This is a genomic window from Pseudomonas sp. MF6394 (assembly GCF_002018845.1).
GTDB lineage: Bacteria > Pseudomonadota > Gammaproteobacteria > Pseudomonadales > Pseudomonadaceae > Aquipseudomonas > Aquipseudomonas lactis.
The window spans coordinates 1-14,237 of sequence record NZ_MVOJ01000060.1; the positions used below are offsets into that span (position 1 = coordinate 1).

Below are 14,237 nucleotides of genomic sequence, written 5' to 3' on the forward strand. Positions count from 1 at the left end.
GAAGGAGTGGGGGCAACAGCAGCTGCGCTGGTAGACTTATCCACAGTTGCTGGTAACAAAATCAGCAATCCGCCCTGGGTCAAATTTCAATCGGCAGGGTGGGTCAATTTTCCATCAGCGCCAACACTCAGCGGCTTGGCGCGGGCTGAACCAGGCTTCGATGGCGGGCAGGAACTGCCAGAACAGCATGAGTGTTGCAACGCACGCAGTGATGACGAGCCAGCGCCGGACGAAATGATCCGGAGCTGGGCGTTGTGGGTAAGGACCGGGGGAAGACATGACGGAGGCTCCTTTCGAGTGATTTAGCGCCAAAGGCCGCTCAGGCCCCGGCGTGGTGGGCACATCGGGGCGAACGACCTTGGCACTAGATAATCCGTTTGGAACGGCAGGGTCTGCGATGGCTGAGGCGCCAACTCCATCAGGCGCGCGATACGATTCTCTGCCGCCGTATGCGTGCGCAACCAAGACGGCTCGGGATTTCTCCAGCCGGGCAGACCATCCGTGAGGGCAATGGAGGCAAGGCGCCTGGAGCCGGTGGCAAAGGCATTGACATTGACGATGCCGCTGGGCACATAGTACGGAACCGGCGTGTTCGGCAACCCGGCGCGCGTTGTAAGCGCTCGCAGCAACGACCAGATTACGGGGGCTTCATTGCTGCGCAAGGGACGGACGCCATACAGGCGCAAGGTCATCGCGGAGGCGACGACAGGTTCGATCAGCAGGGTCAATGCGCATGTTGCCAGTGCCAGCCAAAGGCCATGCTCGCCCAACAGCAGACTGCCAACGGCAGCCGCGATCCCCACCAGGGTCAAAACCAGCAACACGGCTTGAAAGCGGATTGAGCCAGCGGTGCCTCGACCTGGCATCGTGTCGACCGTCTAGACTATAAAGAGCCATGGTCCAATCACTCGCTCTTCCGGTCGTCGCGTTCACGCATGAGCCAATAGGTCAGACCCAAGGCCAGTATCGTCCCCGCCAGGGCGGCCAATTTGGCAGGATCAACGTCGGGGTCAAGGATGATGAACTTGCGGGCCAGTGCCAGGATCGCGATCAGAATGACGGTCTTGACCTGGATGATGCTTTCCTTACGCAGCGCCACGCGCACGATGGAATGCTTGAACGCCATCGCGATCAAGAGCGTCATGATCATGCCGAACACACTCTGGAATACCTTGTGATCCAGGGGATTGAAGGCATCGAGAACCAGCAGCGTGAAGACGATGGCGATGAGCTGGAACAGCGACACCACGATGATGACGGCAATTACCGCCGACAGAACGAGGGCGACGACCTGCTCGAAGCGCTCGTAAACCGTCATCAACCGCCACTGGGAGCGCATCTCGTCAAGGGCCGTGTGGCCAGATTCTTTATGCATAAGCGTTGCTCTCTCTTTCAATGAAGCGCTAAGGAAGGTCTGAAGTAACCCTGTATTTCCGGTCGACTTCAGCCCTCGCTGCTTTTGAAAGCGGGCCGTCGATCAAAATCGACCAGGTAACCCGCTCAGTTCTCCGTTTTTGGCCGCCGCGAGCACCTCGCAGCAGCCATTTTCCGCATTACAGGTGCACCTTTCCTGCGGTAGTCAGCAAATGTCGGCGCGCCATCCATAGGTTCGACAGCGCGAACAGCGTCACCAGCTGAGCGGTGTTCTTGGCCAGGCCACGGAAGCGCACCTTCACGTAACCGAACTGGCGCTTGATCACTCGAAACGGGTGCTCGACCTTCGCTCGCACTTGTGCCTTGGCCTTCTCGATCTTGCGCTTGGCTTTGTACAGGGCGCTGCGTTTATCGAGCTTCTTGTAGGTGCTGCGGCGTGCTGCGACCTGCCAGATCACTTCGCGGCCAGCATGTTCGGGGCGCTTTTCGACGCCGGTGTAGCCGGCATCGGCGCAGACGACGTTCTCTTCACCGTGCAGCAGTTTGTCGACCTGGGTGATATCCGCCACGTTTGCCGCCGTGCCGACCACGCTGTGCACCAGCCCCGACTCGTCATCCACACCGATGTGGGCCTTCATGCCGAAGTAGTACTGGTTGCCCTTCTTGGTCTGGTGCATCTCCGGATCGCGCTTGCCGTCCTGGTTCTTGGTCGAGCTGGGCGCGTGGATCAGTGTGGCATCGACGATAGTGCCCTGGCGCAGCGACAGGCCGCGATCCCCCAGGTAGCCATTGATTACGCCGAGGATGCCGGCTGCCAGCTCATGTTTCTCCAGCAAGCGACGGAAATTTAGGATGGTGGTTTCGTCGGGAATACGCTCCAGGCTCAGCCCGGCGAACTGACGCAGGATGGTCGTCTCGTAGAGCGCTTCTTCCATGGCCGGGTCGCTGTAGCCGAACCAGTTCTGCATCAGATGGATACGTAACATGGCCATCAGCGGATAGGCTGGACGACCACCTTCACCCTTTGGGTAGTGTGGCTCGATCAGGGCAATCAATCCCTTCCACGGCACCACCTGATCCATCTCGATCAGGAACAATTCCTTACGGGTCTGCTTGCGCTTGCCGGCGTACTCGGCGTCGGCGAAGGTCATCTGCTTCATGGAAAAACTCGGCTGGCGGGATCGGCGTGTTTCACCAGATTCGGGAAGTCTTTTTCAGACCTTCCCTAATGGAACGGGGAGTCCGAGAAGACGACTCGATTACACCTGGATTGCCGAGGCAATTGCGAAGCCACCCAGCGCATAATGTCCTGCGCGCCCGTGGCGCCGCCGATGGGTGGATCAGCCTCTTGCACGTCAACCCTTTGTCCCATGCATGGCATCAATCCGGCTTCTGGTCTGGCGGCAGCAATCCCAGCAGATCCGCCTGCAAATGTTGCAACTTGTCGATGCCAGCCTTCAATGCCTCGACACGGCCGGCATTTTTCATTTCACTCAGGGTGTGCGCTAACTGCTGGATGCTCTGATGCAGGACATCGACCTGATCATCAGGATCCTTGCCGAAGAACGTCGGGCGGCCACTTTGATCCCGCCAGTGTTGGAGTGCTTCGGGTTGAGGCGGCACTTGGGTCTTACCTGACAGATAGTCGATCATCTGGGAAATCCAGACCCGGTGGTCGGCGTATGTGAACGGCACGGGCAGCGCGGAGCGACTGTCAGGTTTGAATCCCTTCCAGGATAAGGGTACCTGCCAGGTGTGTAGCCATTGCTCGAATTCATGCACCGGCATCGGATGCCCGATGGCATAACCCTGGCCCCACTCGCATCCCAGACGCAGCAGAATTTCTCCATGCTTGATGGATTCGACTCCCTCCGCGATGCAGTTCCTGCCAAACGACCTTGCCAGTGCCAGTAGCGCATCCAGGATGGCGATATCGTCCGGGTCCTCGAGCATGTCGCGTATAAAACCTTGGTCGATCTTGAGCAGGTACGCGGGCAGGCGCTTCAGATAGGTAAGCGATGAATAGCCGCTGCCGAAATCGTCGAGGGCAAAACGCAATCCCATCCTTTCGCACAGCGCCATCGACTGAGACACTTGAACGAAGTCCTCCACGGCGCTGGTTTCGAGGATTTCCAGTTCAAGGTCTTGCGCTTGGGCGCCGGGGTGTCGTGACAACATACCCCGTAGATGCATGATGAAATCCGGTTGAAGCAAGTGCTCGGCATCGATATTCACGCTGATCGGGACATTTAGGCCGGCCTTGCGCCAAATTTCGATATGGGTCAGCGCAGCCTCGATGGTCCATTTCCCCACAGCAATCCCGAGCGGATGATTCTCTATGAGGGGTAGGAAGGAGGCAGGAGATAACAAGCCACGCGCCGGATGTTGCCAGCGGATCAAGGCTTCGGCGCCCAGCACCTCACCGGTGCGCATGTTGACCTTAGGTTGGAAATAAAGCAGAAACTGCCCATTGGCAAGTGCATTCTCTATGCTGTCCAATCCTTCGTAACGGTTGCGCAGCGTACGATCCTTCTCCGTATCGAAAACGTGATATCGATTCTTGCCGGCTTGCTTGGCACGATACATAGCCTGATCTGCCTGCCGCAGCAGTTGGTCGGCATCGATATCTTCGCCTTGCGGGTAGTAGCTCACACCGATACTCGCGCTCACCTCACACAGTGCGTCACCAATCGGTATGGGCTGTGCAGCCACCTCGATCAGGCGATCGAGAATCGGTACGCTGACGGAAATATCCGGCAGGTCGACCAGAATAGCGACAAACTCATCACCACCGAGACGGGCCAAAGTATCGCCTTCGCGCAACACTTGCGTCATACGCCTGGACAGGACGGACAGCAATTTGTCGCCGACTGCGTGGCCGTGCTGGTCGTTGACCTTCTTGAATCCATCCAGATCGATGAGGACAACCACCAGGTGCATACCACGCCGACGTGTCTGAGCAATGGCCTGCTTAAGGCGGTCTCCAAGCAATAGTCGATTGGGCAAGCCGGTGAGCAGGTCGTAATGAGCAACGCGTTCAAGCTGTTGCTGGTTTTCCTTCAGCGCTGTGATGTCGGAAAACATGGCTGCGTAATGCTCGATATTGCCCTGCATATCCGGCACTGCACTGATCGTCAGCAGCGCGGCAAACTGACTGCCGTTCTTGCGTCGGCACCAGAGCTCTCCGTGCCAATAGTCGTGCTCACGCAGAGCCTGCCAAACGGTCTGATAGAACTCATCGTCATAGCGATCGGACTCGAGCAGACGAGGTGTCTGACCCATTACTTCCTCCCGCGCATAACCAGTGATCACGGAAAACGCCCGATTGACGTTGACAATGTGGCCTTGAGCGTCCGTAACGAGGATGCCCTCTCCTGCGTGCTCAAAAACTTCAGCCGCAAGGCGAAGCTCTTCCGCGGATCTTCTGCGTGAGGTGACATCATGGATATAGCCGTGCCAGAGGATGCTCCCATCAGGCATGGCTTCAGGCGACGCCTCACCTTCGACCCAGATCACCCGACCGTCTGGAAACTGCACTCGGTACTCGTCATGCCAAAGCGCGAGTGACTGCCCCGACACCTGTATGGTTTCATGCACACGGTCGCGGTCTTCAGGATGGAGCGCAGCGAACGCAGGAGTGGCATCCTCAACAACATCCTCCGGTGCAACCCCGTATATTTCCTGTATCCTCGCGCTGGCATAAGGGAAGTGCGAGCTGCCGTCCGGACGAAGACGGTATTGGTAAAGCATACCGGGAACGTGGCTGGCCAACTCTTCTCGCTGTCGGCGCATAGCGTTCAGCGCCTGCTCGACCCTCTTGAGATCGGTGATGTCCTCTACCGTCCCGTCTGCCGCTCTGGGCCGACCAGAGGCGTCGCCCTTGAATGTTGCCCGCAGGTGTATCCAGCGAACCTGCCCTCCGCTGACGATGCGATACCGCAGATCAAGGGTCTTTCCGCACATGGCAGCATCCCATGCCCTATCGAAGAGGGGGCGGTCTTCAGGGTGAATGCACTGCAGGAATCGCTCGAAGGCTATTGGCGCACCAACATCCAGGCCGAGCACGCGGCAGGCTTCATCGGAGCAAGTGAGGAGTTGCGAGCCAAGATCGAGATGCCAACTGCCAGAATGGGCATTCTGGTTAATCTGGTCACAGTGTCGGGCTGAGATTTGAGGCGTCTCGTTCAAAGGTGACGCTCCTTATGGGTGAAACAGAGGTTCCAACGTTTCTGCAACTCGGAGCGTATTTCGTCAAAGATTGTGTGGTTGGGGTCGCTATGCATCGCGGCTACGCACTTTCTTCAAGGATCGCACAACTGATAAGCAGGGTGGTTCGCGCCGGGTCATTGCGGCAAGCGGGATGTCACCCAGCGCATAATGTCCTGCGCGCCCATGGCGCCCGCCTGACGTGCAACCTCATGTCCCCCTCGGAACAAAATCAGGGTTGGAATGCTGCGAATACCGAACTGGGCGGCCAGGTGGGGTTCTGCCTCGGTATTGACCTTGGCCAGCCTGACCCTGGGTTCGAGCTGGCGCGCCGCTTGCTGGAACTGCGGGGCCATCATCTTGCACGGCCCGCACCAAGGTGCCCAGAAATCGACCAACAGTGGCAGGTCGCTGCGCTCCACGTGGCGCGAGAACGTCGCCGTGGTCAACTCGATGGGTTCGCCCGTGAACAAGGGCTGCTGGCAGCGGCCGCAGTTGGGATGTTCCGATAGCTTCGCAGTCGGTACGCGGTTGATGGACTGGCAATGCGGACAGACGAGGTGAAGATCATTCTTCATGGTTCGCCTCCTTGGACCACAGTGAGGCTGCCGCGCTTCGGGTCACAGACAATGCCGACCAATCAACGCCTTGGAGCCAATCGTTCCCGTCTTTGCTTACTCCGGCCTCTTCCAAATGAGCAGCGATGAACGCTTCGGCCTGCATGAGCCACCTTTGGACAGTATCTTCCTTACTAGGAATCAGCAGGATCTCAGAGACGCTGCTGGCATCCAGCCCGTCCACACGGATAAGCAGAAAAATGCGCCGCCACAAACGCGGCATGTCCTTCAGCAGGTCGAATGCAAAAGCGAACTCGCTCGACCGATCAACTAGCTCCTGCTCTTCCGCGATCGTTGCGGCATCGGGATGCTGACTGTCAGCGATGATATCGGCCAGCCTGAGTGTGTCATCGGGCTGATAAAATTCGAAGACTTCCTCTTCCACCATGGCCTCGGCGACGTCCTGGGCATCCGCTTCGACCGGCGCGTCCAGAGAAACGAATTCGCCAAATTGCCGGCTGTTTGCCACTTCGTGATCCAGGACGGCGAACAGATGTTTCAGAAGACCGAAGTAAGCCGCTTTTTCTTCCGGCACGGATTGCCATTCCACCTCAGCTTGGACAATCGCTTCATCCACCACGTCGCGCAGCGTCGGATAATCGCGCGGTAAATCGCCGACGGCACGCAGATAAGCCAGCTCACGCCTTGCGACAGCCTCAAGTTTCGACAGTAGAGGCATTCGGGTCACGTTGGCCTCATGGGCGGCTGACGCGGGTTTTGCGGCAATTCGCACCTTGAGCTCGCGCAAGCGCTTGCGTCGTGCTTTGCGCTTGATTTGGTCCTGAGCATGCAGCCGGTCAAAATGCTTCTTGGCCTGACGGAACAACGACTGTGCGAGCATCTGCGCGAGGGGCGTCAGCTCGTCATGTGATGCAGTAACGCTGACAATCTTTCTGCCGGGCAGGTGCATATAGCCACTGGCCAGAAATTGCCGCTTGGTCTTGTCGCGATCAAGGACGATTCGAAGTCGCACTGAATCTTTAGTGTGTTTGTCGAGCAATGGCTTGAGGTCGCGCTCGACCGCATTTCCCAAAGCTCTCTGCCATGGTTCATGAAACTCTTTGTCGACAGCTCGATAGCTATATTGCATCTGCATGTATGACTCCTTTGATGTCATTTCTATGGAGGCACGAACCGAAAATGCTCATATCCATAGAATTTAGTTTGACCCGCTCTTATCCCTGGCGCGTTTTGCGAAGACGCCAACTCAAGAACAAAAGCGTGACACCATAGACTGCCGCATAGAAGCCCAACAGCCAGCCTGCGGCCAGGAATGACTCGACCGGACGGGTAAAAAATATCCACAAGACGATAGCGCCAAGGACAATCGAGAGCAGTCCACTGAAGGCAAGCCAGATTTCACCCTTGATTTCTTGACGCAGCCGAACGGCGGCGGATATCTCCAGCACACCGGTGAAAATCGCCCAGAACCCCACGCTAGCCCATAAAAAAGAAGCCATGACCATCGTGGCGACCCAAGGAGCAACCAGGACGACGACGCCGGTAAGTATGCCGACAATGCCGCTGAACAGCAGCCAGCCCCAGCGCTCTTTTTTCTGGATATGGCGCACCGCTGCAACCAAGTTGAAAGCGCCATTGACCAAGGAAAATGCGCCGAACACTAAGGTCATGGCCAACAGAGCCGATTGTGGCATCCAGAACGCAAGGGCTGCGAAAATCAATGCCAAGACACCGCGCAACGCAAAAATCCACCAATTTTCGGTCAATGAACATAGTGTTTTGGTGGGCTCATCCGCACTGGAATCGGCGATGGTGTCTGTATTCATGCTATATCTCCTAAAGATCTAATGGGGTGAAAAAGCAAACACTCCTGAGCCAAGAGAGGGGCGCGACGCGCCCCTCTTACGCCCTATCCAGCGGTTTCAGAACAACTTGGACAGCTTTGCCTTGATTTCATCGAGCCAGCCTTTTCCGCCGCCTCCCCCAGCCGTCTTTTGCTTGACTTTCTTGAGTTCAGCATACAGGGGCTCAAAGTCCTTCTTCTTTCCATAGCCCAGCAGTTCTGCCATTTCCAACTGCTGCCGCGCTTCGTTCAATAATGTCTCCAGGCGCTCATTGGACGCTTCGCTCCGCTGACCATCTTCTACCAAGGTCTCGGCGCGCTTCAGGAGCAGCCTGGCGCGCAGGGCGGGCAGCGGATGCACGCTGCGCGTCTCGACCAGCGTGCTGAGCGCTGCCTGCAGCGCGGCTTTGGCTTCTTCAATCTTGCCCTGATCGATCAGCGGCACGACTGACTTCACGGCTGCGGGATAGGACGCCAGAGGGATGTTGGTGACCGCGATCACGATTTCACTGGCCAGCAAAGCCAGCACGTGACGTGCCTGTTGCACCTCGCCATGTTTGAGGGCATCCAGCGCCTCGTCGGTCATCGCCTCAATGGTTTCCGTGTTGGCGAACAAGTCGTGCACGATGGTGCGCACATCAACGGGGGCCAGGGCGAGCGTGGGTTCGCGCGCAACGATCAGCTCCAGCTTTCCCGTCACTTCGGCCAGCGTTGCCAATGCGCGTGCAGCGTCCTTGCCGTCAAGTGCGGCCAGCGCTGATTTGGTCAGCGCCAAGGCCGAGACGGCCTCATCGAGGACTTGTTTACGTTTGTCTGCCGCCTGCGAGTCCGTTTCCTTCTGAACCTCAGGCTGTACCTCCGTGACGACTTCAGGCTTGGCCTCTGGACTGACAGGAAGGCTGCTTACCGCGGCCTGTTCGTTTATTTCTTTGTTCGTCGCATTGGGATTCGATGTTTGCTCATTCATGGTGATATGCCTCGTATGAGTTAGTGAAAATAGGCGAATCTATTGGGGCTGACTGCGAACATCGCGAGACTGACCGACCGAACAGTCGGCCCCTTCATCACCTCAAAACAGCTTTTGGAGGCGCGTCTTCAACTCGTCGAACCATCCCTTGCCGCTTTTGCCACCAGCCGACTTTTGCTCAATGGACTTCACCTGATCGAAGATGGGTTCGAAATCCGCCTTCTTGCCATAACCCAGGATCTGCGCCATCTCGATCTCCGTGCGCACGGACGACAGCAAGGTGCTGAGCTCCTCGTTCTGCTTGGCATCGCGCTTGTCGGTCTCGGCCAGCTTTTCAGCTTTTGCCATCGCGGCTTCAGCCCGTAGCACGGGCAGAGGAAAGGCGACCGAGGTCACCACCAGCGTGTTCAGTGCTCGGGCGAGTTCCGCCTTGGCGTCGTCGATCTTGCCGCTGTCGATGAGCCGTGCGGCCGACTTGATCGCTGCCGGGTACGTTGCCATCGGCAGGTTGTCGGTTTCGATCACGATTTCGCTGGCAAGATTGGCAACAATGGGCCGTGCCTTTTGCACCTCGCCATCATCCAACAACTCCCGAGACAACTTGACCGCTTTCTTGACCGATTCCACGTCGGCGTGGATGTCATGGGTGATGACGCTTACATCGACGGGCGCCAAAGCAAGTTTTGGCTCACGCGCCAATACCAGTTCCAGCTTTCCGCTGGCCAGTTCCAGCGCAGCGAGCGCCTCCTTGGTCTTCTTTGCATCAAGGAGGATCAATGCCTCATGGGTCTTGGCCAGCGCAGTGATTGCATCTTGGGCGAGTTCGGCGCGCTTTTTCGCGGCTTCCCGGGCGGCCTTGTCATCTACCTGTGGCTGTGCCGCCTTGGATGCGGCAGAGGGTGCTGCAGCACCTGGGCTAGAACCTGCCGCCGATTGGGCCAGAGCCGGTCCGCTCAGTCCGACGACGACCGCCAGGGCAAGTGCGGAGAAGGTGTATTGTGGCTGTTTGATATTCATGATCTTGGGCTCTTGATTGAAGTTAGTTGACTGAGATTTCAATCTGTTTCGGTTTGGCTTGCTCGGCCTTGACAAGCCGCACTTCCAGCACGCCGTCTTTCATGGAAGCCGTCACCTTGGTCGGATCAACGTTGTCAGGCAAGACAAAGCTGCGCACAAAGCGGCCATACGCACGTTCGATGCGGTGGAACTTCTTGCCCTGCTCCTCTTTCTCCAGTTTGCGCTCGCCGCTGATGGTGAGCACACCGTTTTCCGCGCTGACGCGCACGGCATCCTTGGGGACCTCCGGCAGATCCAGTTTGAGGATGAATGCGTTCTCATCCTCGCTGATGTCCACCATTGGCGCCCAGTCCGCCGTGGTCATGGCTTCGTTGCTGGTACGGGCGCCCTGTCGCTGGGGTGTCCGTCCCAACATCGTCGCCAGGCGGTCTTGCAATTCATCCAGTTCCCGGAAGGGGTCCCACGGAGTCAATGCAGACATATCGGTTCTCCTTGAACAATGCCGACGAATTGGATGACGCACTGAACAGAGCCGTCGGTTTACTCTGAATGGCACCTACTACTGTTTTCAGTTCCGAACAAGTCCTTGAGTCAATTGACGGATATCGCTTTCGTCGAGCGTTTCCCGCGCCAGCAGCTCGCGCGCACAGCGCTCCAGCACCGCGCGGTTGATGTCGAGAATCCGGTAGGCGCGCTCGAACACGCCCATCACGATGTCGCGGATAGCCTGATCGATGCGCGCCTGGGTCGATTCGGCCACCCGGCAACCGCCGTGGGCCAGTTCAGGTGTATCGAGAAAGCGGGGCCGCTGCGCCTCGAAGGCGATGTAGCCCAGGCCCTCGTCCATGCCAAAGCGGGTGATCATGTCACGGGCGATGTCGGTGGCTCGCGCCAGATCGTCCGCCGCCCCGGTAGACAACTCGCCGGACACCAGCTTTTCGGCGGCACGCCCGCCCAGCAGTACGGCGATCTTGTGCTCGAGATCGGTACGCGTCATCAGGAAGCGGTCTTCGGTGGGGCGCTGCAAGGTGTAGCCCAGCGCGCCGATGCCGCGCGGGATGATCGAGATCTTGTGTACGGGGTCGGTTTCGGGCAGCGCCAGCGCCACCAGCGCATGGCCCATCTCGTGATGGGCCACGGTTTCCCGCTCCTTGGGATTGAGCACTCGGTTCTTCTTCTCCAGGCCCGCCACGATGCGCTCGATGGCGGCGGTGAAATCCTGCAACTCCACGGCGGACGCTTTGCGCCGGGTCGCGGCCAGCGCGGCCTCGTTGACCAGGTTCGCGAGGTCTGCACCCGAAAAGCCCGTGGTCAGCGCAGCCACCTGTTCGAGATCGATATCCTGAGCCAGCGTCACCTTCTTGACGTGGACTTTCAGGATGTCCAGCCGTCCCTTCTTGTCGGGCCGGTCCACCAGCACCTGGCGGTCGAAGCGGCCGGCACGCAGCAGCGCCTGGTCGAGGATTTCGGGGCGGTTGGTGGCGGCGAGGATGATCAGCCCCACCGAGCTGTCGAAGCCGTCCATCTCGGTGAGCAGCTGGTTGAGCGTCTGCTCACGCTCGTCGTGGCCGCCGATGGGCCCGCCGACGCCGCGCGCGCGGCCCAGCGCATCGAGCTCGTCGATGAAGATGATGGCCGGCGCCTGCCCGCGGGCCTGCTCGAACAGGTCGCGCACGCGCGCTGCACCCACGCCGACGAACATCTCGACGAACTCCGAGCCTGAGATGGAAAAGAACGGTACCCCGGCCTCGCCCGCCACGGCCTTGGCCAGCAGGGTCTTGCCCGTGCCGGGCGGGCCAACCAGCAACACACCTTTCGGGATGCGCGCCCCGAGCCGTCCATACTCCTGCGGATTCTTGAGGAAATCGACGATCTCAACCAACTCCGCCTTGGCTTCATCGACGCCAGCGACATCGGCAAAGGTCACGCCAGTGTTCTTCTCCATGAATACCTTGGCACGGCTCTTGCCGATGCTCAGGAAGCCACCCATGCCCTGCTTCTCGGCGAAGCGGCGGAACAGGAAGAACCAGACGCCGAAGAAGGCCACCGCCGGCAGAATCCAGGAGAGCACATCACGTAGCCAGGTGCTTTCCACCACCCGCGCATAGGGCACGTCGTACTTGGACAGCCGCTCGGCCAGGTCGGGTTCGACACGGGTGGCCACGATGGTGGTCTTGCCCCGGCTGTCCGGCGATTTCAGGCGCCCGGTGACCGTGCGGTCCGACACCAGCACTTCGGCGACGCGCCCCTCGGCCAGCGCCTTCTCGAATTCGCTGTAGGGTACGGGCTCGACGGTCTTGGCCGCCTGCCAGTAGTTCTGCAGCGTCAGCAGCAACAGGACGGCGACGATCCAGTAACCAATGTTCCATTGATCTTTCTTTTCCATGGGCAATGTTCCTCGCAAGTCGTGTCGCTAGAGAATGGGGGTGAACAGACGGGCCAACCCGTCGCGTAAGCGGATGGCCAGCGGGCGGGCGCGCAACGCCTTCGCCGATATCTCGCCCGACGCATCACGGGCGGCATCAAAAAGGGATGACAGCCGCGTAGACAACGCGGTGTCGTACACCTCCACATTGAACTCGAAGTTGAGGCGCAGGCTGCGCGCGTCCCAATTGGCCGAACCCAGGCAGCACCACGCTCCGTCTACCAGCATCAGCTTGCTGTGGTCGAACGGGCCAGGCCGTTCGAAGATGCGCACACCGTGCTCCAGCACCTGCCAGTAGTGGGCGCGCGCCGCCCATTGCACCGTGGGATGGTCGCCGTTTGCGGGCGTCAGCACGTCGATACGCACGCCGCGCAACGCGGCCGTACTCAGCGCCGCGATCATCGGCTGATCGGGCACGAAGTAAGGTGTCCAGATGCGCACCGAATGCTTAGCCGCGCTCAAAGCGCCCATGAAGGTCCAGCGCATCCGGTCCAGGGCCTCGTCGGGACCGGCCTCGATGCCGCGCGCCCAACTGGTTCCCGGCTCATCAGCCGTTACGGGCGGTTCGCCCCAGAAACCCTTGCTGAGCCGCTCGCCCGTGGTATCGCACCAATCATCGGTGAAGCTCCGCATCAGATGCTCTACCACCGGCCCGCGCAGACGAAAGTGCAAATCGTGACAGGCCTGGCCCGGCGCACCGGGCCGCCAATACGTGCTGAAGATGTTCAATCCGCCGGTGAAACCCGTCTCGCCATCGATCACCAGCAGCTTGCGGTGATTGCGCAGATGCGCGGCATGCAGGCGCGCGGGAATCAATGTCGGGTTGAACGTCGCCACCGGAACGCCGGCGCGCTGCAAGGCGCGGTAGGCGCTGCGGGGCGTCCAGCGGGCATACACGTCGTCGATCAGCACCCGCACTTGCACGCCGCGCTCATGAGCCCGGCGCAGCGCATCGACGAACTGCGCCCCGATGCCTTGGCTGTCGAAGATGTACGAGGCCAAGGCGACGCTGTACCGCGCCGATTCGATGGCGGCGAGCATGGCCGGGTAGGCCTGCTCGCCATCGACAAGCGGCTCGATGCGGTTGCCGCCGGTCAGCGACTGGCCGGTGGCGCGTCCCACCAGGTGGGCCAGACCGGCAAGTGGCGGCGATACAGCCTCGGGCATCGTGGGCGAGAGATCCTGCCGAACAGCAGGATGATCTGCCCCCGGGAAGAGCCGCCGCGCCCGCCGCTGGTAACGGTTGATGCCGAACAGCACATACAGCAGCGAACCGCCCAGCGGCAACAAGGCGATCAGCAGTACCCACAGCGTGGCCGATCGAGGGTCACGCTTGTAGATGACCGCGTGCCCCGCTGTGGGGACAGCGACCGCCAGCGACACGAGGGTGGCTGCCCATGTCAGCCCATTGGGGTCGGACACGACAGCCTCCCATCGCTCAAGATTCGCCGTCCGCTGACTTCTTCTTGCGCGCAGGCTTGCTCGCGTCGCTAGGCGGCGTCTCGGCCACGTTCGCGGCATCGGGCTTTTCAGGCTCAGCCGGCTTCGCGGGTGGCTCCTGGCGCTCGAAGACCACCCGTTCGGCCTTGTCGTCCCAGCGGGCGCTGGCGTGATCGCCCTTGCCGATACCGCCACCCAGCATCTCGCGCGCCAGTGCCGTCTCCAGCTCGCTGCGGATCAGCCGCTTGAGCTCACGCGCGCCGAACTCGGGCTTGTAGCCTTCCTCCGCGAAGTGGTCGATCAAGGTCTGATCGAAGGTCAGCGTCACGCCCTGGCTGGCGGCGTTGCGGGCCACACGATCGAGCTGCAGGCCGACGATATGGCGGA

At 59.7% G+C, this 14,237-nt stretch carries 11 protein-coding genes and 3 pseudogenes; all 14 read right to left on the reverse strand.

Annotation, left to right across the window (positions count from 1 at the left end):
* Positions 1 to 126: 126 nt before the first annotated feature.
* A pseudogene (locus tag MF6394_RS33590) lies at positions 127 to 279 on the reverse strand (2-alkenal reductase); the annotation flags it as partial.
* A 23-nt stretch (positions 280 to 302) separates the two neighbouring features.
* Positions 303 to 897 (reverse strand): annotated as a pseudogene (locus MF6394_RS32185) (hypothetical protein).
* A gap of 7 nt (positions 898 to 904) precedes the next feature.
* Positions 905 to 1,375 (reverse strand): phosphate-starvation-inducible PsiE family protein, encoded by a 471-nt coding sequence (locus tag MF6394_RS32190; RefSeq protein WP_078468258.1) that lies wholly within the window; start codon positions 1,373 to 1,375, stop codon positions 905 to 907.
* Positions 1,376 to 1,553: 178 nt separating this feature from the next.
* Entirely contained in the window at positions 1,554 to 2,534 is a 981-nt protein-coding gene (locus tag MF6394_RS32195) for an IS5-like element ISPa16 family transposase (protein ID WP_048376693.1), read from the reverse strand.
* A gap of 220 nt (positions 2,535 to 2,754) precedes the next feature.
* On the reverse strand, positions 2,755 to 5,562 hold the full coding sequence (locus MF6394_RS32200) for a sensor domain-containing protein (protein ID WP_078468259.1): 2,808 nt from the start codon (positions 5,560 to 5,562) through the stop codon (positions 2,755 to 2,757).
* Positions 5,563 to 5,717: 155 nt separating this feature from the next.
* A complete protein-coding gene (trx-GI, locus tag MF6394_RS32205; RefSeq protein ID WP_014236590.1) occupies positions 5,718 to 6,158 on the reverse strand; it encodes a heat resistance system thioredoxin Trx-GI in 441 nt (146 codons plus the stop codon).
* Positions 6,148 to 7,293, reverse strand: coding sequence for a hypothetical protein (locus MF6394_RS32210; protein ID WP_048376689.1), 1,146 nt, complete (start codon positions 7,291 to 7,293; stop codon positions 6,148 to 6,150). The genes trx-GI and MF6394_RS32210 overlap by 11 nt, the downstream gene beginning before the upstream one ends.
* A 79-nt stretch (positions 7,294 to 7,372) precedes the next feature.
* Positions 7,373 to 7,984: a heat resistance membrane protein HdeD-GI gene (gene hdeD-GI, locus MF6394_RS32215; RefSeq protein ID WP_048376687.1), complete on the reverse strand. Its 612-nt coding sequence runs from the start codon at positions 7,982 to 7,984 to the stop codon at positions 7,373 to 7,375.
* A gap of 96 nt (positions 7,985 to 8,080) precedes the next feature.
* Positions 8,081 to 8,968: a heat resistance protein YfdX2 gene (gene yfdX2 / locus MF6394_RS32220; protein ID WP_033936157.1), complete on the reverse strand. Its 888-nt coding sequence runs from the start codon at positions 8,966 to 8,968 to the stop codon at positions 8,081 to 8,083.
* Between the two features lie 102 nt (positions 8,969 to 9,070).
* Positions 9,071 to 9,985, reverse strand: coding sequence for a heat resistance protein YfdX1 (gene yfdX1, locus MF6394_RS32225; protein WP_048376685.1), 915 nt, complete (start codon positions 9,983 to 9,985; stop codon positions 9,071 to 9,073).
* Positions 9,986 to 10,007: 22 nt separating this feature from the next.
* Complete coding sequence (hsp20-GI, locus tag MF6394_RS32230; RefSeq protein ID WP_048376684.1) at positions 10,008 to 10,466, reverse strand: small heat shock protein sHSP20-GI; 459 nt, start codon at positions 10,464 to 10,466, stop codon at positions 10,008 to 10,010.
* Positions 10,467 to 10,553: 87 nt separating this feature from the next.
* Positions 10,554 to 12,371, reverse strand: a complete 1,818-nt coding sequence (ftsH, locus tag MF6394_RS32235; RefSeq protein ID WP_078468260.1) for an ATP-dependent zinc metalloprotease FtsH — start codon at positions 12,369 to 12,371, stop codon at positions 10,554 to 10,556.
* A 27-nt stretch (positions 12,372 to 12,398) separates the two neighbouring features.
* The gene (gene cls, locus MF6394_RS32240; protein WP_078468261.1) at positions 12,399 to 13,832 is read right to left on the reverse strand and encodes a cardiolipin synthase; all 1,434 of its coding nucleotides are present in this window, start codon (positions 13,830 to 13,832) and stop codon (positions 12,399 to 12,401) included.
* Positions 13,833 to 13,848: 16 nt separating this feature from the next.
* A pseudogene (locus tag MF6394_RS32245) lies at positions 13,849 to 14,237 on the reverse strand (Clp protease ClpC); the annotation flags it as partial.

Excerpts from the sequence above, each read along its gene's own strand:
- hdeD-GI (WP_048376687.1), bottom strand. The coding sequence starts at position 7,984 with ATGAATACAGACACCATCGCCGATTCCAGTGCGGATGAGCCCACCAAA.
- yfdX2 (WP_033936157.1), bottom strand. The coding sequence starts at position 8,968 with ATGAATGAGCAAACATCGAATCCCAATGCGACGAACAAAGAAATAAAC.
- hsp20-GI (WP_048376684.1), bottom strand. The coding sequence starts at position 10,466 with ATGTCTGCATTGACTCCGTGGGACCCCTTCCGGGAACTGGATGAATTG.
- yfdX1 (WP_048376685.1), bottom strand. The coding sequence starts at position 9,985 with ATGAATATCAAACAGCCACAATACACCTTCTCCGCACTTGCCCTGGCG.
- MF6394_RS32190 (WP_078468258.1), bottom strand. The coding sequence starts at position 1,375 with ATGCATAAAGAATCTGGCCACACGGCCCTTGACGAGATGCGCTCCCAG.
- ftsH (WP_078468260.1), bottom strand. The coding sequence starts at position 12,371 with ATGGAAAAGAAAGATCAATGGAACATTGGTTACTGGATCGTCGCCGTC.
- trx-GI (WP_014236590.1), bottom strand. The coding sequence starts at position 6,158 with ATGAAGAATGATCTTCACCTCGTCTGTCCGCATTGCCAGTCCATCAAC.
- MF6394_RS32210 (WP_048376689.1), bottom strand. The coding sequence starts at position 7,293 with ATGCAGATGCAATATAGCTATCGAGCTGTCGACAAAGAGTTTCATGAA.
- MF6394_RS32195 (WP_048376693.1), bottom strand. The coding sequence starts at position 2,534 with ATGAAGCAGATGACCTTCGCCGACGCCGAGTACGCCGGCAAGCGCAAG.